The sequence below is a fragment of the Microbispora sp. GKU 823 genome, from assembly GCF_002027145.1.
Lineage (GTDB): Bacteria > Actinomycetota > Actinomycetes > Streptosporangiales > Streptosporangiaceae > Microbispora > Microbispora siamensis.
The window spans coordinates 1-22,936 of record NZ_MWJN01000030.1; the positions used below are offsets into that span (position 1 = coordinate 1).

21 protein-coding genes and 3 pseudogenes are annotated in these 22,936 nt (G+C 69.2%); 3 read left to right on the forward strand and 21 right to left on the reverse strand.

Annotation, left to right across the window (positions count from 1 at the left end; genetic code table 11):
- Positions 1-416 precede the first annotated feature (416 nt).
- The 7 genes and pseudogenes from B1L11_RS51110 to msrA all read right to left on the reverse strand — a co-directional run.
- Positions 417-518 (reverse strand): annotated as a pseudogene (locus B1L11_RS51110) (peptide-methionine (S)-S-oxide reductase); the annotation flags it as partial.
- A gap of 26 nt (positions 519-544) precedes the next feature.
- Positions 545-961, reverse strand: a complete 417-nt coding sequence (locus tag B1L11_RS17660; protein ID WP_079315500.1) for a PIN domain-containing protein — start codon at positions 959-961, stop codon at positions 545-547.
- Complete coding sequence (locus tag B1L11_RS17665) at positions 937-1,248, reverse strand: hypothetical protein (RefSeq protein ID WP_079315501.1); 312 nt, start codon at positions 1,246-1,248, stop codon at positions 937-939. The genes B1L11_RS17660 and B1L11_RS17665 overlap by 25 nt, the downstream gene beginning before the upstream one ends.
- Positions 1,249-1,341: 93 nt before the next feature.
- Positions 1,342-1,443 (reverse strand): annotated as a pseudogene (locus B1L11_RS51115) (peptide-methionine (S)-S-oxide reductase); the annotation flags it as partial.
- 28 nt (positions 1,444-1,471) lie between these two features.
- A complete protein-coding gene (locus tag B1L11_RS17670) occupies positions 1,472-1,990 on the reverse strand; it encodes a type II toxin-antitoxin system RelE/ParE family toxin (protein WP_079315502.1) in 519 nt (172 codons plus the stop codon).
- A 3-nt stretch (positions 1,991-1,993) separates the two neighbouring features.
- Complete coding sequence (locus B1L11_RS17675; protein ID WP_079315503.1) at positions 1,994-2,302, reverse strand: type II toxin-antitoxin system prevent-host-death family antitoxin; 309 nt, start codon at positions 2,300-2,302, stop codon at positions 1,994-1,996.
- A 1,002-nt stretch (positions 2,303-3,304) separates the two neighbouring features.
- Entirely contained in the window at positions 3,305-3,967 is a 663-nt protein-coding gene (gene msrA / locus B1L11_RS17680; protein WP_079315504.1) for a peptide-methionine (S)-S-oxide reductase MsrA, read from the reverse strand.
- Between the two features lie 134 nt (positions 3,968-4,101).
- On the opposite strand from msrA, the gene rarD reads away from it, so the two are divergent.
- Together rarD and B1L11_RS17690 are read left to right on the forward strand one after the other, a co-directional pair.
- Positions 4,102-5,007: an EamA family transporter RarD gene (gene rarD / locus B1L11_RS17685; protein ID WP_079315566.1), complete on the forward strand. Its 906-nt coding sequence runs from the start codon at positions 4,102-4,104 to the stop codon at positions 5,005-5,007.
- Positions 5,008-5,083: 76 nt separating this feature from the next.
- On the forward strand, positions 5,084-5,911 hold the full coding sequence (locus tag B1L11_RS17690) for a TIGR03621 family F420-dependent LLM class oxidoreductase (protein ID WP_079315505.1): 828 nt from the start codon (positions 5,084-5,086) through the stop codon (positions 5,909-5,911).
- A gap of 2 nt (positions 5,912-5,913) precedes the next feature.
- Here B1L11_RS17690 and B1L11_RS17695 read toward each other — a convergent pair whose 3' ends face one another.
- The gene (locus B1L11_RS17695; protein ID WP_079315506.1) at positions 5,914-6,387 is read right to left on the reverse strand and encodes an Rrf2 family transcriptional regulator; all 474 of its coding nucleotides are present in this window, start codon (positions 6,385-6,387) and stop codon (positions 5,914-5,916) included.
- A 77-nt stretch (positions 6,388-6,464) separates the two neighbouring features.
- Between B1L11_RS17695 and B1L11_RS17700 the strand changes: the two genes are divergently transcribed.
- Positions 6,465-7,208 (forward strand): SDR family oxidoreductase, encoded by a 744-nt coding sequence (locus tag B1L11_RS17700; RefSeq protein ID WP_079315507.1) that lies wholly within the window; start codon positions 6,465-6,467, stop codon positions 7,206-7,208.
- Positions 7,209-7,215: 7 nt separating this feature from the next.
- Here B1L11_RS17700 and B1L11_RS17705 read toward each other — a convergent pair whose 3' ends face one another.
- The 13 genes and pseudogenes from B1L11_RS17705 to B1L11_RS17765 all read right to left on the reverse strand — a co-directional run bounded on the left by B1L11_RS17705 (position 7,216) and on the right by B1L11_RS17765 (position 22,910).
- Entirely contained in the window at positions 7,216-8,055 is an 840-nt protein-coding gene (locus B1L11_RS17705) for a hypothetical protein (protein ID WP_143737341.1), read from the reverse strand.
- Positions 8,056-8,204: 149 nt separating this feature from the next.
- The gene (locus tag B1L11_RS17710) at positions 8,205-9,200 is read right to left on the reverse strand and encodes a polyprenyl synthetase family protein (protein ID WP_079315509.1); all 996 of its coding nucleotides are present in this window, start codon (positions 9,198-9,200) and stop codon (positions 8,205-8,207) included.
- An 11-nt stretch (positions 9,201-9,211) separates the two neighbouring features.
- Complete coding sequence (gene nuoN / locus B1L11_RS17715) at positions 9,212-10,765, reverse strand: NADH-quinone oxidoreductase subunit NuoN (protein ID WP_079315510.1); 1,554 nt, start codon at positions 10,763-10,765, stop codon at positions 9,212-9,214.
- The gene (locus B1L11_RS17720; RefSeq protein WP_079315511.1) at positions 10,765-12,270 is read right to left on the reverse strand and encodes an NADH-quinone oxidoreductase subunit M; all 1,506 of its coding nucleotides are present in this window, start codon (positions 12,268-12,270) and stop codon (positions 10,765-10,767) included. Before B1L11_RS17720 ends, nuoN begins: the two co-directional genes overlap by 1 nt.
- Positions 12,270-14,111 (reverse strand): NADH-quinone oxidoreductase subunit L, encoded by a 1,842-nt coding sequence (gene nuoL / locus B1L11_RS17725; RefSeq protein ID WP_079315567.1) that lies wholly within the window; start codon positions 14,109-14,111, stop codon positions 12,270-12,272. Before nuoL ends, B1L11_RS17720 begins: the two co-directional genes overlap by 1 nt.
- A 66-nt stretch (positions 14,112-14,177) precedes the next feature.
- Complete coding sequence (gene nuoK / locus B1L11_RS17730; protein ID WP_030506864.1) at positions 14,178-14,474, reverse strand: NADH-quinone oxidoreductase subunit NuoK; 297 nt, start codon at positions 14,472-14,474, stop codon at positions 14,178-14,180.
- Positions 14,471-15,400 carry an NADH-quinone oxidoreductase subunit J gene (locus B1L11_RS17735; protein ID WP_079315512.1) on the reverse strand — a complete coding sequence of 310 codons (930 nt, stop codon included), beginning with the start codon at positions 15,398-15,400 and terminating at the stop codon, positions 14,471-14,473. Before B1L11_RS17735 ends, nuoK begins: the two co-directional genes overlap by 4 nt.
- Entirely contained in the window at positions 15,393-15,908 is a 516-nt protein-coding gene (nuoI, locus tag B1L11_RS17740; protein ID WP_079315513.1) for an NADH-quinone oxidoreductase subunit NuoI, read from the reverse strand. The genes B1L11_RS17735 and nuoI overlap by 8 nt, the downstream gene beginning before the upstream one ends.
- On the reverse strand, positions 15,895-17,253 hold the full coding sequence (nuoH, locus tag B1L11_RS17745; protein ID WP_079315514.1) for an NADH-quinone oxidoreductase subunit NuoH: 1,359 nt from the start codon (positions 17,251-17,253) through the stop codon (positions 15,895-15,897). Before nuoH ends, nuoI begins: the two co-directional genes overlap by 14 nt.
- Positions 17,250-19,646: pseudogene (locus B1L11_RS17750) on the reverse strand (NADH-quinone oxidoreductase subunit G). Before B1L11_RS17750 ends, nuoH begins: the two are co-directional and overlap by 4 nt.
- A complete protein-coding gene (nuoF, locus tag B1L11_RS17755) occupies positions 19,643-20,929 on the reverse strand; it encodes an NADH-quinone oxidoreductase subunit NuoF (protein WP_079315515.1) in 1,287 nt (428 codons plus the stop codon). The pseudogene B1L11_RS17750 and the gene nuoF overlap by 4 nt, the downstream one beginning before the upstream one ends.
- The gene (gene nuoE, locus B1L11_RS17760) at positions 20,926-21,597 is read right to left on the reverse strand and encodes an NADH-quinone oxidoreductase subunit NuoE (RefSeq protein WP_079315516.1); all 672 of its coding nucleotides are present in this window, start codon (positions 21,595-21,597) and stop codon (positions 20,926-20,928) included. Before nuoE ends, nuoF begins: the two co-directional genes overlap by 4 nt.
- Positions 21,594-22,910 carry an NADH-quinone oxidoreductase subunit D gene (locus B1L11_RS17765; RefSeq protein WP_079315568.1) on the reverse strand — a complete coding sequence of 439 codons (1,317 nt, stop codon included), beginning with the start codon at positions 22,908-22,910 and terminating at the stop codon, positions 21,594-21,596. The genes nuoE and B1L11_RS17765 overlap by 4 nt, the downstream gene beginning before the upstream one ends.
- Positions 22,911-22,936: the final 26 nt, after the last annotated feature.

Below are 22,936 nucleotides of genomic sequence, written 5' to 3' on the forward strand. Positions count from 1 at the left end.
CTTACATCTATCTCGGCACCGTGACCGTGGCAGCCCTGGTGATCTGGCTCCGCACGTGATCCAAGAAACAGGACCTAAGTGGGGCGGTCGCGATCGGTCGCCCGGTGCGGCGTTCGCCATGCGAGACGCGGTGTGCTCACCTTTGTTGCGGTGGCCGGTCGTGCACCACGCCGGTGGCCGCCTCGGCCTGGGTGAACGCGACCGTCCGCTCATCCGGCGAGCCGATCGGCGGCCGAAAGGAGCCAAGGCCACGACGCTGAAACGTTCAGTCCGCGTCGAACGCGCCGGGCGTGCATCGGGGGAACATGCAGCGGTCCGGCCTTGTAGTGGAGGTTCTCGCCGAAAACGACTCTGGCCCTCGGTTGGCACCGGGTTAGCCGGGCAATCGAGGGCCAGGATCAGGCGGTTACCACAGGTCAGGTTTCGTCGATGGTCAGGCCGACGGGGCAGGAGACACCGGTGCCGCCGATACCGCAATAGCCGTTCGGCACCTTGAAAAGGTATTGCTGGTGGTAGTCGTATCGCTGGGGCAATAATTCAGCACCTACACCCGCACGAGGCGGACTGCCTTTCCGCAGATCTTGCTCATGTCGTCCTCGTCCGAGGTGAGGACGATGACGGGCCGGGTGGAGCGAAGAGCCGTGGCGGCCACGACGGCATCGATCGCGTACTTGTGGCCGTGAAGACCGCTCTCACGGAGCAGATCCAGCGCGTGGACGGAGACCTCCTCGGTCACCGGCTCGACACGCAGCCGGGACAGATGCCAGCGCAATCGATCGTTTGTCACCCGGTCGTCGAAGGCCTCGATAGGCGTCAACGCACTGATAACAACGCGGAAGTCGTTGTTCTGCGCCTCTCGGACGATCGCCGTGACTCGCTGGTCGGCTGCGCACCACTTCGAGAGTCCCTCGGAGTCCAGGATGACCGTCCCCGCACTCAGCTTGCTTCGTGCGCGTGCCATCCACGCTCCTCCTGTAGCTCCGGAGCGGACTTCACGCTACGGAACAGCTGCTCGGCCTCGTCCCGCAGGTGCTGCGGGATGGGACCGCACTCGTTCTCGTTCGCCTGCAGGGCCTCCTCCAGCAGGTCCCGCTCGATCTGCCGCTCCACAGCGGCGTCGACGTACGCGGAGAACCCGCGCGCGCCGACGCGCTCCTTGATGGCACGGATGTTGCCGGCCCGCAAGGAGACGCTCACCTTGGCAGCGGGCCCTTCCCCCGGCGGGAAGGCGTGTTCAGGCGTACTCATGACGCCAGTTTACTACTTCGAGTAGTAAACCATCGGTACCGGAACACGAAACCTCCGAGCAGCGCGACGCCGCTCGGAGGTCTCACAATGCCGCTACTCGCCGCTGGAGGTCGCCAGGCCGACGGGGCAGGAGACACCGGTGCCGCCGATACCGCAATAGCCGTTCGGCACCTTGAAAAGGTACTGCTGGTGGTAGCGGTTCTCTTTGGGCAATAAGTCGCCGCTAGCGTGGCTTGGACCGGAAGTCAGCCCAGAGGTCGACCGCCTGCTGCAAGTCGAGGGCGGCGACGTCTTCGCGAGACATACCGACGGTGTAGATCAAGCGATCCGCGAGCCAATCCGGCACCGGCTCCCTGGGGGGCGGTTGCTCGACGCGAACGTGATCGGCCAGCGCGCCCAGGCGTTCGATGATCTGGCCAAGCTGCACTACCTCGGGACGGCCCTTTCCAGCGGCACGGACCCTGGCTGTCGCCTCGGCGTACACCTCGGCGTCGGCTCTTTCCCCGACGGCCCATACTTCGCAGATCTCGATCGACTTGTCCTCGGTGATGCGGTAGACGACCCGCCAGGTGTTACGCCCGACCACGAGCTTGCGAAAGCCGGTCAGCTCCCCGCCCAGTGGATAGCCGGCCTCCGGATTGTCCAACAGCAAAAGGATCTTCTTGAGCACCTTCGGCACGGCATCCGGACCGATTCGCCGCAGGTCATCAACCGCCGGGGCGGTGAAGACGACGTCCGACACGGGCTACTCGTCGTCCGGCAGCGCGGCCAGCGACTCCCGCGTGTGCCCGAAAGCGGAGAGCACGTCGTCGAGTGGGACACGCTCTCCGGTGTCGGTGACCGAGCGTGCGAGCACGAGCGCCAAGTCCCTGAGGTCGGCGGCGGCCTTCTCCAACTCTTCCAGGCGACGAATGCTGACGACCGCGGCCACCGGCTGATGCCGACGGGTGACCACCAGATCGGTCCCACGCTCAGCGTCGGCGACCAGACGGGCCACCCCACGCTGAGCCGCTTCTGTGACACTCAACTCGGCAGCTTCGTGCAGCACGGTCATACAACCACTGTACAGCAATCTATACAGAACAGGCAGTGCTCGACCTTACAGATAAGGCCTTCAGTGAAGCCCGTCTATCCCGCGATCGGCACCGGCGTGTCTCCTTCGAAGCACTCCGACTCACGCCGTGGATACTCAGCGAGCTCGAGCCGGCATTCGAGACCGACATCGCTCCAGGCTGGTGGCTAACCTTATTCCAGCTCATGCACTCGCTTCTTCCAACCCATGAGCACCTTCATCGGTCTGGCGGCGATGCCCCCCTGCCCGGCAGCTGTGCAAGAGTTTCCACTGGTAGGGGCGTGGCATCGCGATTAAGTCCCCGCATCTTTCAGATACCTGCAGCCGACCTATTGCCGCGTGCGCTCCTCGCGCGGAGGTAGCCCGAGCTCTGCCCTCGCTGCGTCTTCGATCGCTCGGGCTCTGTCGAATGCTTCCCGGTGAAGGCTATGGCGATACTCCATCCTCCCCCTGGGGTCGTCATACGGTTCGTGTCCAACGTTCTCCGCGAGGTCCGCAGCCGTTGAGACGCGAATTCGGATCGTCCCGGCGCCTCTCGAAGGAGATGAGCGGCCCGATCTGCAAGGCAAAGTCGACACTTGTCCGCACTAAAGCGGAGTACTTTTCCCTACGTAGGTCCGTTAGCCATTGTGCGTGGTTTGCAGCGGCCTGATCCTTAACCTGTTGACGAGTCGCCTCAGCTGTCTTCTCCGCCCCGATACGTGCTCCTCGAACTGCCGCATACCCACCTGCTGCTGCGCCACCGAGGGCCCCGATCATTCCCACGACCCCAGCAACCAGCGCTGCCACCCCTTGATCCATGCGACAAGTGTGCAGCGAGCACCGGGTTAAGCAAGTCGAGCAGTCGGCGTAGGTCTTTGATAACCGCTGGCACATGGAGGACACCGCCGGTCCAACCAGCGCCCTTGCGGGATGGACGTTGGGAATGGCCCATGACCTGCCTTGCGCGGCGGCCACGGGCCAGGATCAGCCAGTTACCGCAGGTCAGGCTTCGCCGGTGGTGAGGCCGACGGGGCAGGAGACACCGGTGCCGCCGATACCGCAATAGCCGTTCGGCACCTTGAAAAGGTATTGCTGGTGATAATCCTCGGCGAAGTAGAAATCGCCGGCGGGGGCGATCTCGGTGGTGATCTCGCCGTACCCGGCCTTGGTGAGCACCTCCTGGTACGCGTCCCGGGACGTCGCGGCCGCCTTGGCCTGCTCCGGGCCGTGGGTGTAGATGGCCGACCGGTACTGCGTGCCGACGTCGTTGCCCTGGCGCATGCCCTGGGTGGGGTCGTGGGCCTCCCAGAACACCTTGAGGAGCTCCTCGTACGACACCTCCGCCGGGTCGAAGACCACCCGGACGACCTCGGTGTGCCCGGTCAGGCCGGTGCAGACCTCCTCGTACGTAGGGTTCGGCGTGTAGCCGCCCGCGTAGCCCACGGCGGTCGAGACGACCCCGGGGGTCTGCCAGAACTTACGCTCGGCACCCCAGAAGCAGCCCAGCCCGAACTCGGCGATCTCGGTACCCTCGGGGTACGGCGGAGCCAGCGGCCCGCCGAGGACCTGGTGGCGGGTGGCCACCGGCATGACCTCGGCACGGCCCGGCAGGGCGTCCGCGGGGTCCACCATCGTCGTCTTGTCTGTGCCGAACAGCCAGCCCATCACGCACCTTCCTTCCGCTCTGCCATCACCAACCAGACGCCCGGCGAGCTTGTTCCTGACATAAGCGCCGCTAAACCTCAGACGTAGAGACCCTTATTTGTGCTGAATCTAGGTAAGCAGCGAAGATGGGGTTCATGCCTGATACGCGCCGCGGTGTCCTTTATGGCGTCGCCGCCTACACTATGTGGGGCCTGTTCCCTCTCTACTGGCCTCTGCTCAAGCCGTCCGGCGCCGTGGAGATCCTCGCTCACCGGATGGTCTGGTCGCTGGTCGTGGTGGTCACGGTCCTCGCCGTACGCCGCCACTGGTCGTGGATCCGCGCCATGACGCGCCGCCAGTTGATCCTCCTCGCCCTCGCGGCCGTCACGGTCTCGGTCAACTGGGGCGTCTACATCTACGCCGTCAACGCCGGTCACGTGGTGGAAAGCGCGCTCGGCTACTTCATCAACCCCCTGGTCAGCGTGCTGTTCGGAGTGCTGATCTTCCGCGAGCGGCTGCGCCTGTGGCAGTGGATCGCCGTCGGGCTCGGCACGCTCGCGGTCATCATCCTGACGCTCGGCTACGGGCGTCTCCCCTGGATCGCCCTCGCGCTCGCCGTCAGCTTCGGCACGTACGGGCTGATCAAGAAGGCGGCGGGGGTGGGCAGCGCGGAGAGCCTGACGATCGAGACGCTCGTGCTGCTGGTGCCGGCCCTGGGCTACCTGCTCGTCCTGCAGTCGAACGGCACCGGGACCTTCGCCGGCCACGGTCTCGGCCACGCGCTGCTGCTGGTGGTGTCCGGCCTCATCACCGCGGTGCCGCTGATGCTCTTCACGGCCGCCGCGCTGCGGGTTCCGCTCACCGTCATCGGCCTGCTCCAGTACATCGCTCCGGTGCTGCAGTTCCTGTGCGGGGTGCTGATCGCCCACGAGACGATGCCCGTCAGCCGGTGGGCCGGGTTCGTGGTCGTCTGGCTCGCACTGAGCGTCTTCACCTGGGACAGCGTCCGCTCCGCCCGCGTCTCCCGGCAGGAGCGTGCGGCCGCGCTCGAGACCGTCTGAGTACACCCCCCGGAGTACCGGGTCCGCCTCCGGCGGGAGGACGACGGGACCGGCCGGAACGGCGAGGATCGGCGGCATGAGCAAGGAATTCCGTTTCGGGATCGTCGCCGGTCTGGCCCAGGACGCCGCCGCGTGGACGGCGACGGCCCGCCGCGCCGAGGACCTCGGCTACTCGACCCTGCTCGTCCCCGACACCCTGGCGACGCTGCCGCCGCTGCTCGCGATGACCGCCGCGGCCACCGTCACGACGAGGCTGCGCGTGGGCACGTTCGTGCTGGCCGCGCCCTACCGCAATCCCCCGCAGCTCGCGCACGAGCTCGCCGGGCTCGACTTCCTGTCCGGCGGACGGCTGGAGGTCGGCGTGGGAGCGGGCCGCCCCGCCGCCGAGGAGGAGGCCCGGGCGCTCGGCATGCCGTACGGCACGGCGGGCGAGCGCGTCGCGCTGGTCCGGTCGGTGATCGGCGAGGTGCGGGCGGCCTTCGCCGGGAGCAGGACCACCGTGCAGCGTCAGGGGCCGCCCATCCTGGTCGCGGGCGCCGGCCGCCGCATGCTGGCACTGGCCGCGGAGGAGGCGGACATCGTCGCGCTCGCCGTACCGGCCGACACGCCGGAGGATGGCCTGCGCGGGCCCGTCGGCACGCTGCGCGAACTGGCCGGGGCGAGGTTCGACGACATCGAGCTGAGCATGAACCTGCTCCAGGTGGGCGACGAACCGCCCCCGTGGGTGCCCGAGGGGCTCAGGACCACGTCGGCGGACGCCGCCGCCGTGCTGCGCGGCTCGCCCCGCGAGATGGCCGACACGCTGCTGCGCCGCCGCGACGAGCTGGGCCTGTCCTACATCACCGTCAACGGTTTCTTCGCCGACGCCCTCGCCCCCGTCGCCGAACTCCTCGCCGGCCACTGAGGTCACCGTGTCGCCGACAGGCGTGACCGGGTGCGGGCAGGCGCCCATGAGGGCAGCTCGGCGAGGATGTCGGCGAGCGTGACCCCTGCGAGACTGCTGCGCCACGCGCGGTGCGCCTCGGCCATCTTGTCGGCGATGACGCAGATGCGCCGGCAGTCCTCGGGAGGCAGCGCCCCCCGTCCCTGCTGACGGATCTCGCGGCACTCGTACGGCGAGGAGGCGCCGTCGACCGCCTCGACGATCTGCAGCATCGTGATGTCGGAGGCCGCCCGGGCGAGCCGGAACCCGCCTCGCGGCCCCGTCATCGCGGCCAGCACGCCGGCTCTGACGAGCGCCTGCAACTGCTTGGCCAGGTAGGGCGCCGGAACGTCGTAATACTCCGCGAGCTGCGCCGCCGACGCGCTGGCTCCCGGCTCGAGCTGCGCCAGCGTGGCGGCGCAGTGCAACACCCACTCGGTGCTCGCAGGCAGCTTCATGCCCTCCAGTGTATTGGAGAGATTGCGGATCTATTTTGTCCGAGATAGCATCCGAGGCGTCTAGCGAAGGAGAAACCATGCGCATCGCAGTCGCCGGCGCCACCGGGAACATCGGGTCGCTCACCGTCGCCGCTCTCGAGCGGAACGGGCACGACGTCGTACGGATCAGCCGCTCCCTCGGCGTGGACCTGATGACGGGCGAGGGACTCGACAAGGCCCTGGACGGCGTCGAGGCGGTGGTCGACGCGATCAGCTCAGAGGCGACCGACCGGGACGAGTCGGTGGCGTACTTCGGCACGACCACCAGGAACCTGCTGGCCGCCGAGGAGCGGGCGGGCGTCCGCCACCACGTGCTGCTCTCGATCATCGGCATCCACCGGGTGGAGGGCAACGCCCACTACGCCGGCAAGCGGGAGCAGGAGCGCCTGGTGTCCGCCGGTTCCGTGCCGTACACGATCGTCCCGGTCGCGCAGTTCCACGACTTCGCCGAGATGGTGGCGGGGTGGACCGAGCAGGACGGCGTCGCCACGATCGCACCGCTGCTGGTGCAGCCGATCGCGCCCGCGGACGTGGCCGACGTCCTGGCCGAGATCGCGGTGGGCGAGCCGCGGGGTCGCTACGCCGACGTGGCCGGTCCCGAGCCCCAGGACCTCGTCGACATGGCCCGGCGCACCTACGCGGCACGCGGCCGGACGGTGAAGCTCGTGCCGACCTGGTCGGGACTCTTCGGCACGGAGATGGCCGGCGACGTGCTGCTGCCCGGCGAGGGCGCCCGCATCGCGCCGACCACGTTCGACGAGTGGCTCGCGGCCCAGCGCTAGCGCTGCGCTATCCCAGAGCCGCCTCGGCCCTGGCGTACGCGGCCTCGGCGATGCGCGGCAGCAGTACGGCGGGGTCGATGCGCGGCTTCGGCCACTGACCGGGAATCCGGATCTCCAGCACGTAGCGTGGCGTCTGGACCACCTCGGCCCACTGCGTCACCGACTTCTCCTCGACGAGCCGGAAGGCCCAGGAGCGGGTGCCCAGCCGCGGCACCGGGAACGGCTCCACCGCTCCGGTGCCGACCCGAATCCCCTTCAGCCTCCGGCACGACTCCACACCGCCGGTGTCAGCCAGGTGGTCCAGCATCTCGGCCGGCCCGGTGATGATGGATTCGCCGAACATGAGTGGGTCCCTCGTATCCGGCGGGTTCGTCAACTGCGTCGCCGCGATCCACACGCCTCGCTGGTCGAAGTCCCGCAGTACGGTGCTCCATGTCCCCGAGGTCCATTTCCCACACAGGGAGGGCCCGTGCAGGGGGCTGCTCATCACCCGAAGTCCGATGAACAGCGACGCGTCGCCGACGGGGGCCGGCAGGCCGACCACCGCCCCCGGGGTCGCATCCGATTCGTGCGCCGGACCGAAATCCGTGAGCAGCGCCGACAGCAGGCGCGGATTCGCACCTCCAGTGCCCGGATTGGGCACGGGGATGGGTTCGCCTTCCTTCAGCGCCCAGCCCATCAGTTCCTCCGACTCTGAAGGGGTGGGGTCCGGTCGTTCCTCATGCGGCGCGGGCGAACCCGGCGCGGGCGAACCCGGTTCGGGCGAAGCCGCCCTGGCGATGGCGTCGAACAGGGCTTGCGCCGAGCCCTCTCCCTCCCCACGCGTGAGGACCTGGTCCTTGTCCACGATGACGGCGCCAGCGGGCGTCGAACTCCCCGGCGTCCGGGGGGCGGATGTGTCCGCGTGTGGCGTAGCGCCGCAGGCCGTGACGGCTACCAGGCACAAGGCGGCGAGCCGGGTGATCCTCACCCAGCCAATGATCCCCTACGAGATGGTCAGCCCGTGCGCTCGACGACGTAGTCGCACAGGGCGATGAGGGCCGTACGGGCCGGGATGTCGGGCAGGCCGGCGAGGGCCTCCTTGGCCCGGTCGGTCCAGCGGACGAGCTCCTCGCGGGCCTGGTCCATGGCCCGGTTGGCCCGCAGCAGCGTCAGCGCCTCCTCGACGTCCTCCTCGGCCACGGGCCCCGACAGCAGGGTGCGCAGCCGGGAGTCGGCGGGGTCGTCGGAGGCCAGGGCGTACAGCACGGGGAGCGTGCGGACGCCCTCGCGCAGGTCGGTGCCGGGGGTCTTGCCCGAGTCGGCCGTGGGCGCGGCCACGTCGATGAGGTCGTCGCCGAGCTGCCAGGCCACGCCGATCGCCTCGCAGGCGTCGGCCAGGCGCTCGACCACGTCGGCGGGAGCGCCCGCGAGCATGGCCCCGAAGCGGCCCGAGGTGGCGATGAGGGAGCCGGTCTTGTCCGCCAGCACGCTGATGTAGTGGGCGATCGCGTCGCGGCCCTCGGCGGGCCCGATCGTCTCGCGGATCTGGCCGCGCACCAGGCGGGAGAACGTACGCGCCTGGATCCGGATGAGCTCGCTGCCGAGGTCGGCGAGGATCTCCGACGCCTGGGCGAACAGGTAGTCGCCGGTGAGGATGGCCACGGTGTTGTCCCACCGGGCGTTGGCGGACGGGGAGCCCCGGCGCACCGGGGCCTCGTCCATCACGTCGTCGTGGTAGAGCGTGGCCAGGTGGGTCAGCTCGATGACGACGGCCCCGGGCACGACGCCCGGGGCGTCCGGGTTGCCGAACTGGGCGGCCAGCAGCACGAGCATCGCCCGGAACCGCTTGCCGCCCGCCTCGATGAGGTGCCTGGACGTCTGGGTGACGAAGGCGTCCTCACTCTCGACCGACGAGAGCAGCAGCTTCTCCACCGCCGCGAGCCCGCCCGCGAGGTCGTCGGCCAGCCGCTCGTCGACGAGAGGAATGTCCACTACGGGCGGCGCGGCCATACGGAGATCTCCTATCGGACGAACAGGGACTGTGCAGCCGTGTGCGCGAGGTCCAGCACGGGCTGGGGGTACACCCCGAGAACTACCGTAGCCAATGCCGCGATACCGACCACAGCCGCGGTCCCCCGCGAGGGCAGCACGACGGACGGGCCGTCGGCGGCCGGGTCGCTGAAGAACATCAGCACGATCACACGGACGTAGAAGAACGCGGCGACGGCCGAGGCCACCACACCGATGATGACCAGCGGCGTGGCGCCGTTGGCGACGGCCGCCTGGAAGATCGCGTACTTTCCGAAGAACCCGCTGGTCAGCGGGATGCCGGCGAAGGCCAGCAGGAAGAACGCGAACGTCCCGGCCAGCAGCGGCGACCGCTTGCCCAGCCCGGCCCACCGGGACAGGTGCCACGCCTCGCCGCCCGCGTCGCGCACCATCGTGACGATGGCGAACGCGCCGACCGTGGTGAAACCATACGCCACCAGGTAGAACAGCAGGCCGGACAGGGCCGAGGTGTTCTCCGCCTGGGTGTGGCCGGTGGCGATGACACCGATGAGCAGGAAGCCGCCGTGCGCGATCGACGAGTAGGCCAGCATCCGCTTGATGTCGGTCTGCGTGATCGCGAGGACCGCGCCGACCACCATCGTGAGAATCGCCACACCGTAGAGCACCGGACGCCAGTCCCAGTCGAGACCGCCCAGGCCGACCCAGAACACCCGCAGCAGCGCGCCGAAGGCGGCCACCAGGGTGCCGGAGGCCATCAGCGCGGTGATGGGCGTGGGCGAGCCCTGGTAGACGTCCGGCTTCCACGCCTGGAACGGCGCGGCACCGATCTTGAACAGCAGGCCGACGCCGAGCATGGCCGCGCCGATGTAGAGCAGCGTGTCCTGGCCGCCGACCGACCCCAGCGCCTGGTTGATCTTCGCGAGGTCGATCGACCCGGCGTAGCCGTAGATCAGGGCCGTGCCGTACAGGAAGAAGGCCGAGGAGAACGCGCCGAGCAGGAAGTACTTGACCGCGGCCTCCTGCGACAGCAGGCGGCGACGCCGGGCCAGGCCGCACAGCAGGTACAGCGGCAGCGACATGACCTCGAGCGCGACGAACGCCACGAGCAGGTCGTTTGCCGCAGGGAACAGCAGCATGCCGCCGACCGCGAACAGCAGCAGCGGGTAGACCTCGGTGTGCGCGGCGCGCTCGACGAGCGACTGCTCCTCCTCGGCCGAGCCGGGCACGGCCGCCGCGGAGCCGACGAAGTGCTCCTCGTCCTTGATGAGCAGCACGCTCACGAAGGCCAGGATGAGGATCGTGCCCCAGATGAACAGGGCCGGGCCGTCCACGGCCACCGCGCCCATCGCGGCGGGCTTGGTGGGCACGCCCTTGACCGCCTGCCAGACGGCCAGCGCGAACGCGCCGGCCAGCGACAGCAGCGTGAGCGGCAGGTGGATCGCCGAGCGCAGGTAGCGCGGGGCGAATGCCTCCACCAGCACGCCGACGATCGCCGCGCCGAAGACGACGAGTACCGGCGCCAGCAGGGCGTACTCGATACTCGGCGCCTGAATGGTGCCGTTCACTACTGGCCCTCCTGAGCAACGGGTACGGCCGGCTTCGGGTCCGTGACGGAGACGCTCGACAGCGTGTCCTTCACGGCGGGGTTGATCACGTCGAGCAGCGGCTTGGGATAGAAGCCGAACACCAGCAGCAGCGCGACGAGCGGCGCCACCACCCACTTCTCCCTGGCGTTGAGGTCGGGCAGCGACTTGACCGACTCGGCCGTCGGGCCGTTCATCGTCCGCTGGTACATCCACAGGATGTAGATCGCGGCGAGGATGACGCCGACCGTCGCGATCACGGCCGGGACGACGTAGCGCTGGTAGGTGCCGGTCAGCACCATGAACTCGCTGACGAACGTGCTGAGACCGGGCAGCGAGAGGCTGGACAGACCGGCCACCAGGAACGTCCCGGCGAGGATCGGGGCCACCTTCTGCACGCCGCCGTAGTCGGCGATGAACTGCGAGCCCCTGCGGTAGATGAGGAAGCCCGCGATCAGGAACAGCGCGCCGGTCGAGAAGCCGTGGTTGACCATGTAGAGCGTGGCGCCCGAGCCCGCGCTGGTGGTCATGGCGAACACGCCCATCGCGATGAAGCCGAAGTGCGACACCGAGGTGTACGCGATGAGCCGCTTCATGTCGGTCTGCCCGATGGCCACGATCGCGCCGTACACGATGCCGATCACCGACAGCGTGATGACCAGCGGCGTGAAGAACTTCGCGGCGTCGGGGAAGAGTTCGAGGCAGAAGCGCAGCATGCCGTACGTGCCGACCTTGTCCAGCACGCCGACCAGCAGGACGGCGGCGCCGGCCGGGGCCTGCGCGGCGGCGTCCGGCAGCCAGGTGTGGAACGGCCACAGCGGCGCCTTGATCGCGAAGGCGATGAAGAAGCCGAGGAACAGCCACTTCTGCGTCGTCACGTCCTGGATGGTCCCGACCAGGTCGGAGAACATGAACGTGCCCTTGCCGGCGATCGAGTAGAGCGCGATCACCGCCACCAGCATCAGGAGCCCGCCGAACAGCGAATACAGCAGGAACTTCACGGCCGCGTACGACCGCTGCGCCCCGCCGTACGACCCGATCATGAAGTACATCGGGATCAGCATGGCTTCGAAGAAGACGTAGAAGAGGAAGACGTCGGTCGCCGCGAAGACGCCGATCATCATGGCCTCGAGCACGAGCAGCAGCGAGAAGTACGTCCGGACCGAGCGCTTGCCCGCCTCGGCGTCGTGCCAGGAGGCGAGCACCACGATCGGCACGAGGATCACCGACAGCAGGATCAGCACCAGGGCGATGCCGTCCACGGCGACGCCGTAGTGCACGCCGAACGCGGGGATCCAGTCGTACTTCTCGGCGAACTGGAACTTGTCGCCGTTCGGGCTGAACTGGACCGCCATGGCGACGGTCAGCGCCAGCACGATCAGCGACACCACGAGGGTGAACTGCTTGGCGAGCTTGTCGTTGCGGACAAGGGTCACGCCCAGCGCGCCGAGTACGGACACGCCCATCAGGGTTGAAAGCCAGGGCATCACAGGTTCCCTACGACGAGCCAGGCACCGGCCAGGACGGCGGCGCCCAGGAATATCGACAGCGCGTACGAGCGGACGAACCCGGTCTGGACCCTGCGCAGCCGCCCGGACGTGCCGCCGATGCCGGCGGCCAGGCCGTTCACGAGGCCGTCGACGCCGCGGTTGTCGAAGAACACGGCAAGGCGGGTCAGCCACTGGCCGGGGCGCATGAACAGCGCCTCGTTCAGGGCGTCGCCGTACAGGTCACGACGGGCGAAGACGGTGAGGAACGAGCCGCGCGGGGCGACCGCGGGCACCTCGGCCCTGCCGTACTTGACCCAGGCGAAGGCCGCGCCGATCGCGACGAGCGCGAGCGTGACCAGACCGGTGAGGCTGAACGGGTGGAACGACGGCATCTCCTCCGGCGCGCCGACGGCCGGCGAGAGGAAGGTCATGAACCGGTTGCCCAGCACCAGGAACGCGCCCAGCCCGATCGCGCCGACCGACAGGATGATCAGCGGCCAGGTCATGACGGCGGGCGACTCGTGCGGGTGGGCCGTGGGCTCCCAGCGCTTGGCGCCGAAGAACGTCATGAACACCAGACGCGACATGTAGAAGCCGGTGATGCCCGCGCCGAGCACGGCCAGCCAGCCGAGGATCGCGTTGTGCTCCATCGCGGTCTCGATGATGCCGTCCTTGGTGAAGTAGCCGGACAGCAGCGGGAACCCGATGATCGCCAGGTAGCCGATGAGGAACGTCGCGAACGTGACCGGCATGACCTTGCGCAGCGCGCCGTACTTGCGCATGTCGACCTCGTCGTTCATGGCGTGCATGACGGAGCCCGCGCCGAGGAACATGTCGGCCTTGAAGAAGCCGTGCGTGATCAGGTGCGCGATCGCGAAGGCGTAGCCCGCCGGGCCGATGCCCGCGGCGAGCACCATGTAGCCGATCTGCGACATCGTCGAACCGGCCAGCGCCTTCTTGATGTCGTCCTTGGCGGTACCGATGATCGCACCGGCGAGCAGCGTCGCGACGCCGACGATCGTCACCACGAGCTGCGCGGTCTCGGCGCCCTGGAAGATCGGGCCGGACCGGACGATCAGGTAGACGCCGGCGGTGACCATGGTCGCGGCGTGGATGAGCGCCGAGACCGGGGTCGGGCCCTCCATCGCGTCGAGGAGCCAGGACTGCAGCGGGAGCTGCGCCGACTTACCGCAGGCGCCGACCAGCAGCAGCAGGCCGATCGCGGTGAGCGTGCCCGAGGACGCCTTGTCGGCGTTCGCGAGGACGTCGTTGAAGGCCAGCGTGTGGAACGTCGCGAAGATCGTGAAGATGCCGATCAGCAGGCCGAAGTCGCCGACGCGGTTGACGATGAACGCCTTCTTGGCCGCGGTCGCCGCCGAGGGCTTGTGCTGCCAGAACCCGATCAGCAGGTACGACGCCAGACCGACGCCCTCCCAGCCGACGAACAGGGCCACGTAGTTGTCGGCCAGCACCAGCAGGAGCATCGCGGCGACGAACAGGTTGAGGTAGGCGAAGAACCGCCGCCTGTTCGGGTCGTGCGCCATGTAGCCGATCGAGTAGATGTGGATCAGCGAGCCCACAAAAGTGATCAGCAGGCAGAACGAGATCGAGAGCGGGTCGACCAGCAGGCCCACCTTCGCCAGGCCCGGGATGAAGTCGTACAGCTCGATCCCGCGGCGGCGCTCGCCGGGGGCGAAGCCGAGCAGCTGCGCGAACGACAGCGCCGCCACCACGAAGGACGCGACGGCCATGAGCACGCCCAGCAGGTGGCCGAACTTGTCGGTCCTCCGGCCGCCAAGCAGGAGGACCGCCGCTCCCACCAGGGGCAGAGCGATCATGAGCCAGGCTGCTCCGATCGCTCCGCCGGAGTGCTGGATGATCTCAGCGGGTTCCACGGCCACCTCTTAGTACTTCAGCAGGCTGACGTCGTCGACCGACGCGGACCTGCGGGTTCGGAAGATCGTCACGATGATGGCCAGGCCGATGACCACCTCGGCGGCGGCCACGATCATCACGAAGAACGCGATGAGCTGGCCGTCGAGGTTGCCGTTCTGCCGGGCGAAGGTGACGAACGCCAGGTTGCAGGCGTTGAGCATGAGCTCGACGCACATGAACACGACAATGGCGTTGCGCCGTACGAGCACGCCGACGCCGCCGATGGCGAACAGCAGCGCGGAGAGCACCAGATAGTGCGTGGTCACTTGCCGTCCTCCTCGCTCAGGGACTCCCTCACGGACTCACCGCGCGGGCGGACGACCCGGCCGGCCACGACACCCTCTTCGTCCATGGGCTCGGTGTCGGGGCCGCCGTCCCTGGCCTCCTCGGCCACGGTGGGCGTGCTGTGGCCGTTGGTGTGCCCGGCGGCGCGCTGCTGCGCGGCCTCCTCCTGCTCCAGCACGCGGGCGACCTCCGGGGGCAGGATGCCCTGGGACTCCTCGTACCGGGCGATGTACCGGTTGACCGACAGCGGCGAGACCGACCCGTCGGGCAGCAGCGCCGGCATGTCGATGGCGTTGTGCCGGGCGTAGGTGCCGGGGCCGGGCAGCGGCGCCGGGTTCTTGCCCGTCCTGCCGAAGGCGACGAAGCGCTGCCGGGACAGGTCCTTCTGCGTCGGCTTGGCCTCGGCGCGCTCCCGGTGCGCGAGCACCATCGCGCCGAGCGCGGCGGTGATCAGCAGCGCCGAGGTGACCTCGAAGGCGAACACGTGGCGCGTGAAGATCAGCTCGGCCAGGGAGGGCACGTTGCCCGCCTGCGTGGCCGCGGCCAGGCCCTTGGCCGGGCCGACGACCGCGTTGCCGATTCCGGCGGCGAGCAGGACGGCGAAGCCGAGCCCGCCCACGATGGCCCAGAACCGCTGGCCCTTGATCGTCTCCACGAGGGAGTCGGACGAGTCCACGCCCACGAGCATGAGCACGAACAGGAACAGCATCATGACCGCGCCGGTGTAGACGATGATCTGCACCGCCGCCAGGAACGGAGCGTCCTGAACCGCGTACAGCACCGCCAGCGAGAGCATGACGACGCCGAGCATGAGGGCCGAGTAGACGGCCCTGCGGCTGAAGACGAGTCCGAGCGCGGCGATCACCGAGACGACCGCGAGCACCCAGAACGTGATGGACTCACCCATTGCTTCGACCCAACCGGTAGTAGTCCTCCTCGGTTTCGCCGAGGCGCATCGGGTGGGGCGGCTGCTCCATGCCCGGTCCGAGCGGCGCGAGGAGCATCTCCTTGGTGTAGATCAACGACTCGCGGCTGGAGTCGGCGAGCTCGTACTCGTTGGTCATCGTGAGCGCCCGTGTGGGGCACGCCTCGATGCACAGCCCGCAGAGGATGCAGCGCAGGTAGTTGATCTGGTAAACGCGGCCGTACCGCTCACCCGGCGAGTAACGCTCCTCGTCGGTGTTGTCGCCGCCCTCGACGTAGATGGCGTCGGCCGGACAGGCCCAGGCGCACAGCTCGCAGCCGACGCACTTCTCCAGGCCGTCGGGCCACCGGTTCAGCTGGTGCCGCCCGTGGAAGCGCGGCGCGGTGGGCCGCTTCTCCTCGGGATAGTTGACGGTCACCGGCTTTTTGAACATGTGGTGGAAGGTGACGCCGAATCCCTTGATCGGGTTCAGCCAATCAGTTGCTCCCACTGGTCACCTCCTTGGCGGCGTCGGAATTGAGGCGCGCGGCGGGCACGACTCCGTGGTAGTGCGGGGCGTCGAGCGGCGGCACCGGGAACCCGCCCGCGGTCGGCTCCTCGCGCAGCTGCTCGAACTCCTCCTCGATAGCGGCCGCCTTGGCCTCCCTGCGGCGCTGGTTGACCGTGTCGAATCGCAGCCAGATCGCGAAGGCGCCGATGATGACGACCGCCCCGATGGTCAGGATGATCGCCCGGTCGGCCTCGGGCATGCGCAGCGCCTTGAACGTGGCGGCCAGCAGGATCCAGCCCAGGTTGAGCGGGATCAGCACCTTCCAGCCGAAGGCCATCAGCTGGTCGTACCGGACACGCGGCAGCGAGGCGCGCACCCAGACGAAGAACCCGAACGCGATGACCAGCTTGATGAAGAACCACAGCATCGGCCACCAGCCGGAGTTCGCGCCGTCCCACAGGGAGATCGGCCACGGGGCCCGCCAGCCGCCGAAGAACAGCGTGATCGCCATCGCCGAGACCGTGAAGACGTTCACGTACTCGGCGAGCATGAACATCGCGAACTTCAGCGAGGAGGAGTACTCGGTGTGGAAGCCGCCGACCAGCTCGCCCTCGCCCTCGGGGAGGTCGAAGGGCACGCGGTTCGTCTCGCCCAGCATCGTGATCGCGTAGATCAGGAAGGACGGGATCAGCGAGACCACGTACCAGGACGGCGCCGGGATCGACAGCCCGAAGATGTCCCAGGTGCCGCCGCTCGCCTGCTTCGCCACGATCTCCGAGGTGGACAGCGTGCCCGCCTGGAGGAACACCGCGACGAACGACAGGCCCATCGCGATCTCGTACGACACGACCTGGGCGCTGGAGCGCAGGCCGCCGAGGATCGCGTACGGCGAGCGGGAGCCCCACCCGGCGAGCACGACGCCGTAGACGCCGATCGAGGCGGTGGCCAGGACCAGCAGGACCGCGACCGGCAGGTCGGTGAGCTGCAGCGGCGTCTTGTGGCCGAACATCCACACCATCGGCCCGAACGGCACGACGGAGAAGGCCAGGAAGGCCGGGACGGCGATGATGACCGGGGCCAGGAAGTAGATCACCTTGTCCACGGTGCGTGGCATGATGTCTTCCTTCAGGCCCATCTTCAGGCCGTCGGCCACCGACTGCAGCAGGCCGAACTTGCCTGCCCGGTTGGGGCCGTAGCGGTGCTGCATGCGCGAGATGAGCTTGCGCTCGGTCCACACGCCGAACAGCACGCCCAGCATCAGGAACACGAAGATCGCGACGGCCTTGATGATGCTGATCCACAGGGGATCATGGCCGAAGTCGTTCAGCGTGGGTACGTTGTTCACGACACGCTCCCGATCGTTACGATGTCGCCGCCCACCGCGCGCAGGTCGCGGGTGACCGACAGGCCGGCGGAGTTGGACGGCAGCCACACGACCCGGTCGGGCAGGTCCGCGATCCGCACCGGGACGACCACGTCGTCGCCGATGGTGATCTTCCCGCCGTCCACCGCGCCGATCTCGGCGGCCGTCGCCTCCGACAGCAGCGCCGCCACCTTGCGGGCGGTCCCCGCCAGGTAGGGCTCGCCGTCCTGCATCCGGCCGTCGTCGAGCAGCAGGTGCCAGGTCGCCAGCACCGCCTCGCCCGCCTGCGGCTCCCTGACCGGGCGGCCGGTGACCGCGGGCGCGGCCGGGCGGGTGCCCTTCCACGCGCCGAGCGCGGCCATCTCGCGCCGGGCGGCAGCGGGGTCGGGCAGGCCGAGGTGGACGTCCATCTGGTCGGCGATCGAGGCGATGGCGCGCAGGTCGCTCATCAGGCCCGGGACGGCCGTGGCCACGCCGAACGAGCGGCCCCTGCCCTCCCAGTCGACGAACGTGCCGGACTTCTCGGCCACCGCGGCGACCGGCAGGACCACGTCGGCCCGGTCGGTGACCGCGCTGGCGCGGATCTCCAGGCTGACGATGAACGGCGTGTTCTCCAGCGCCGCCAGGGCCCTGGCCGGGTCGGCAGGTCGTAGGGGTCCACGCCCGCCACGACCAGCGCGTCGACCTCGTCGTTCAGCGCGGCCTCGATGATGCCGGCCGTGTCGCGGCCGGGCTCCTCGGGCAGCGAGGCGACGCCCCACACCCGGGCGACCTCCGCGCGGGCGGTCTCGTCGGCGGCCGGGCGGCCGATCGGCAGCAGGCCCGGCAGGGCGCCCGCCTCCAGCGCGCCGCGCTCACCGGCCCGGCGCGGCACCCAGGCGAGCCGGGCGCCGGTGGCCTGCGAGAGCCGTACGAGCGCGGACAGGGCGCCGGGGGGCGGTGGCGAGCCGCTCGCCCGCGAGGATGATCGCGCCCTCGGGCAGCAGGTCGCCGCCGACGAGGTCGCCGAGCGCCTCGGCCTCGGCGCCGGGCCGCGTGCGGATCAGCGTGCCCTTCATCTTGGCCAGGCCCGGCGTGGCGAACGGCGCCAGCGAGTAGACCTTCAGGCCCCGCTTGCGCGCCGCCTTGCGCAGGCGCAGGAAGACGATCGGCGACTCCTCCTCGGGCTCGAACCCGGCCAGGAGCACGGCCGGGGCCGTCTCCAGGTCGGCGTAGGAGACCTCGATGCCCTTGCCGGCCACGGCGTGGGCGAGGAAGCGCGTCTCCTCCTCGGAGTGCGGGCGGGCCCGGAAGTCGATGTCGTTGGTGCCGAGGGCGATCCTGGCGAACTTGCTGTAGGCGTAGGCGTCCTCGACCGTCAGGCGCCCGCCGACCAGCACGCCGGCCTTGCCGCGGGCCCGCAGCAGGCCCTCGGCGGCGACGGCCAGCGCGTCCGGCCAGGAGGTCGGGACGAGCTTGCCGCTCTCGTCACGGACCAGCGGCGACCGCAGGCGGTCGGGCGCGGTGGCGTAGGTGAAGGCCCACCGGCCCTTGTCGCAGTTCCACTCCTCGTTGACCTGCGGGTCGTCCCCGGCCAGGCGGCGGGTGACCTTGCCGCGGCGGTGGTCGGTGCGCAGCGAGCAGCCCGACGCGCAGTGCTCGCACGCGCTCGGCGTGGAGACCAGGTCGAACGGGCGGGAGCGGAACCGGTAGGCCGCGCCGGTCAGCGCGCCCACCGGGCAGATCTGGATGGTGTTGCCCGAGAAGTAGGACTGGAACGGCTCGCCGTCGGCGACGCCCACCTGCTCCTTGGCCCCGCGCTCGAAGAAGTCGATGAGCGGGTCACCGGCGATCTGCTCGGAGAACCGGATGCAGCGCGCGCACTGGATGCAGCGCTCGCGGTCGAGCAGCACCTCGCTCGACAGCGGGACGGGCTTCTCGAACGTCCGCTTCTGCTCGACGAACCGGCTCTCGCCCTGGCCGTTCGACATGGCCTGGTTCTGCAGGGGGCACTCGCCGCCCTTGTCGCAGACCGGGCAGTCGAGCGGGTGGTTCAGCAGCAGCATCTCCATCACGCCGCGCTGGGCCTTCTCGGCCACCGGCGAGGTGAGCTGCGTCTTGACCACCATGCCCTCGGCGACCTCGATCGCGCAGGACGGCTGCGGCTTGGGGAAGCCGCGGCCGTTGCCCGCGTCCGGGATGTCGACCAGGCACTGACGGCAGTTGGCCGCCGGCGAGAGCAGCGGGTGGTCGCAGAACCGGGGGATCTGGATCCCCAGCAGCTCCGCGGCCCGGATGATCAGCGTGCCCTTGGGGACGCTGATCTGGAAGCCGTCGATGGTCAGGGTGACCATGTCCACGACCGGCTGCTCCGGCTGCGTCGTCTGAACTGTCACTTGGACCCCCACACCGTGGAAGCGGCGGGATCGAACGGGCAGCCGCCGATCTCGAAGTGCTTGAGGTATTCGTCGCGGAACTGCTTCACCGACGAGTGGATCGGGCTCGTGGCACCGTCACCGAGGGCGCAGAACGAGCGGCCGAGGATGTTGTCGGCGATGTCGGTGATCGTGGCCAGGTCCTCCTCGGAGCCCTGGCCCTTCTCCAGCCGCTTGAGCACCTGCTTGAGCCAGTAGGTGCCCTCGCGGCACGGGGTGCACTTGCCGCAGGACTCGTGCGCGTAGAACTCGGTCCAGCGCAGGACGGCCCGGACCACGCAGGTCGTCTCGTCGAAGATCTGCAGGGCGCGGGTGCCCAGCATCGAGCCCTTGGCCCCGACCGACTCGAAGTCGAGCGGCACGTCGAGGTGCTCGGCCGTGAAGATCGGCGTCGAGGAGCCTCCCGGCGTCCAGAACTTCAGCTCGTGGCCCTCGCGGATGCCGCCCGCCATGTCGAGCAGTTCGCGCAGCGTGATGCCCAGCGGGGCCTCGTACTGGCCCGGCCGGGTCACGTGGCCCGACAGGGAGAAGATGCCGAAGCCCTTGGACTTCTCGGTGCCCATCCCGGCGAACCAGTCGGCGCCGTTGGCCACGATGCTCGGCACGCTCGCGATCGACTCGACGTTGTTGATCACGGTCGGGCACGCGTACAGGCCGGCGACCGCCGGGAACGGCGGCTTGAGCCGGGGCTGGCCGCGGTAGCCCTCCAGCGAGTCGAGCAGCGCGGTCTCCTCGCCGCAGATGTACGCCCCGGCGCCGCTGTGCACGACGAGTTCGAGGTCGTAGCCCGAGCCGAGGATGTCCGTCCCGAGGTAGCCCTTCTCGTACGCCTCCCGGACCGCGGCCTGCACCCGGCGGATGACGTGGAGCACCTCGCCGCGGATGTAGATGAACGCGTGGTTGGCCCGGATGGCATAGGACGCGATGATCACGCCCTCGACCAGCGCGTGCGGGTTGGCCATCATGAGCGGGATGTCCTTGCAGGTCCCCGGCTCGGACTCGTCGGCGTTGACCACGAGATAGTGGGCCTTGCCGTCGCCCTGCGGGATGAAGCCCCACTTCATGCCGGTCGGGAAGCCCGCGCCGCCACGGCCGCGCAGGCCGGAGTCCTTCACCATCTGGATGACGGCGTCGGGCTCCATGCCCAGGGCCTTCTTCGCGGCCGCGTACTCGCCGTACCCGTCGAGGGTGAACGAGTCGGCCCGGTCCCAGTTCTTGGTCAGGACCGGCGTAAGGGTGGTCATTCCGCGCTCCCCTCGGCCTTGGGGGCCTCCCAGCCGTTGGCCTTGGCGACCTTCAGGCCCTCCAGCGACGGGCCGGCGGCCGACGGGCCGTCACCGGCCTGGCCGTCGGGCAGACCGGCGAGGACCCGGGACGCCTCCTTGAACGTGCACAGCCGGCGCGGGCCGCGCGTGGGCGCGACCTCCTTGCCCGCACGCAGGTCGTCGACGAGCTGCTTGGCCGACTCCGGCGTCTGGTTGTCGAAGAACTCCCAGTTGACCATCATGACCGGCGCGAAGTCGCAGGCGGCGTTGCACTCCAGCCGCTCCAGCGTGATCTTGCCGTCCGCCGTGGTCTCGTCGTGGCCGACGCCCACGTGCTCGCTGAGCTCTTCCCAGATCTCGTCGCCGCCCATGACCGCGCACAGCGTGTTGATGCAGACGCCGACGTTGTACTCGCCGGCGGGCTTGCGCTTGTACATGGTGTAGAAGGTCGCGACGCCCACGACCTCGGCCTTGGACAGGCCCAGCATCTCGGCGCAGAACTCCTGGCCGTCGTCGGAGATGTAGCCGTCCTCCGACTGCACCAGGTGCAGCAGCGGCAGCAGCGCCGAACGCGGCCGGGGGTAGCGGCCGATGATCTCCTTGGCGTCCGTCTCCAGACGCTCGCGGACCTCGGGCGCGTAACTCATCGGTCCACACCTCCCATGACCGGGTCGATCGAGGCGACCGCGGAGATGACGTCGGCGACCATGCCGCCCTCGCACGTCGCGGGCACCGCCTGCAGGTTCGTGAACGACGGGTCGCGGAAGTGGACCCGGTAGGGCCGGGTGCCGCCGTCGCTGACCACGTGCGCGCCGAGCTCGCCGCGCGGGGACTCGACCGAGGCGTACGCCTGCCCGGCCGGCACCCGGAAGCCCTCGGTCACCAGCTTGAAGTGGTGGATCAGGGCCTCCATGGAGCTGCCCATGATGTGGGCGATGTGGTCGGGCGAGTTGCCGAGGCCGTCGGGGCCGAGCGCGAGCTGCGACGGCCACCCGATCTTCTTGTCCTCGATCATCACCGGGCCGCCCTTGAGCGGGCCGGACAGCCGGTCGAGCGCCTGCTCGATGATCTTGAGGGACTCCTCCATCTCGGCCACGCGGACGAGGTAGCGGCCGTACACGTCGCAGGTGTTCTGCGTCGGCACCTCGAACTCGTACGTCTCGTAGCCGCAGTAGGGCTGCGACTTGCGCAGGTCCCACGGCAGGCCGGCGGCGCGCAGCATGGGCCCGGTGACGCCGAGCGCCATGCAGCCGGTCAGGTCGAGGTAGGCCACGTCCTTGGTGCGCCGGGTGTAGACCGGGTTGGCGTCGAGGAGCTTGCGCATCTCCTTGATCCGCCCCGGCATGATCTTGAGGAACTCGCCGATCTTGTCGACCGCGCCGGCCGGCAGGTCGACGCTGACGCCGCCCGGCCGGACGTACGCCATGTTCATCCGCAGACCGGTGATGTACTCCATCAGGTCGAGCACCATCTCGCGCTCGCGGAAGCCGAACAGCATCGGCGTCGTCGCGCCCAGCTCCATGCCGAACGTCGCGATCGCGACCAGGTGCGAGGAGATCCGGGTGAGCTCCATCGTCAGGACCCGGATGGCCTGCGCCCGGTCCGGGATCCTGTCGGTGATCCCGAGGAGCTTCTCGACGCCCATGCAGTAGGCGGTCTCGTTGAAGATCGGCGCGAGATAGTCCATGCGGGTGACGAACGTGACCCCCTGGGTCCACGTCCGATACTCCATGTTCTTCTCGATGCCGGTGTGCAGGTAGCCGATCACCGTGCGGGCCTCGGTCACGGTCTCGCCGTCGAGGGTCAGCACGAGCCGGAGCACGCCGTGGGTCGACGGGTGCTGCGGGCCCATGTTGACGACCAGGCGCTCGTCGGCCGACTCGCTGACGGTCTTGACCAGCTCGTCCCAGTCCTGACCGGCGACGTCGTAGATCCGGCCCTCGGTCTCGGTGGTGCTCACGACGCTCTCCTCGCTGCCCTCGTCCA

Coding starts and splice junctions, on each gene's coding strand:
- B1L11_RS17735 (WP_079315512.1), bottom strand. CDS start 15,400: ATGGGTGAGTCCATCACGTTCTGGGTGCTCGCGGTCGTCTCGGTGATC.
- B1L11_RS17695 (WP_079315506.1), bottom strand. CDS start 6,387: ATGAAGCTGCCTGCGAGCACCGAGTGGGTGTTGCACTGCGCCGCCACG.
- B1L11_RS17710 (WP_079315509.1), bottom strand. CDS start 9,200: ATGGCCGCGCCGCCCGTAGTGGACATTCCTCTCGTCGACGAGCGGCTG.
- B1L11_RS17700 (WP_079315507.1), top strand. CDS start 6,465: ATGCGCATCGCAGTCGCCGGCGCCACCGGGAACATCGGGTCGCTCACC.
- nuoF (WP_079315515.1), bottom strand. CDS start 20,929: ATGACCACCCTTACGCCGGTCCTGACCAAGAACTGGGACCGGGCCGAC.
- rarD (WP_079315566.1), top strand. CDS start 4,102: ATGCCTGATACGCGCCGCGGTGTCCTTTATGGCGTCGCCGCCTACACT.
- B1L11_RS17665 (WP_079315501.1), bottom strand. CDS start 1,248: ATGAGTACGCCTGAACACGCCTTCCCGCCGGGGGAAGGGCCCGCTGCC.
- B1L11_RS17690 (WP_079315505.1), top strand. CDS start 5,084: ATGAGCAAGGAATTCCGTTTCGGGATCGTCGCCGGTCTGGCCCAGGAC.
- B1L11_RS17720 (WP_079315511.1), bottom strand. CDS start 12,270: ATGCCCTGGCTTTCAACCCTGATGGGCGTGTCCGTACTCGGCGCGCTG.
- nuoE (WP_079315516.1), bottom strand. CDS start 21,597: ATGAGTTACGCGCCCGAGGTCCGCGAGCGTCTGGAGACGGACGCCAAG.
- B1L11_RS17660 (WP_079315500.1), bottom strand. CDS start 961: ATGGCACGCGCACGAAGCAAGCTGAGTGCGGGGACGGTCATCCTGGAC.
- msrA (WP_079315504.1), bottom strand. CDS start 3,967: ATGGGCTGGCTGTTCGGCACAGACAAGACGACGATGGTGGACCCCGCG.
- B1L11_RS17675 (WP_079315503.1), bottom strand. CDS start 2,302: ATGACCGTGCTGCACGAAGCTGCCGAGTTGAGTGTCACAGAAGCGGCT.
- nuoL (WP_079315567.1), bottom strand. CDS start 14,111: ATGATCGCTCTGCCCCTGGTGGGAGCGGCGGTCCTCCTGCTTGGCGGC.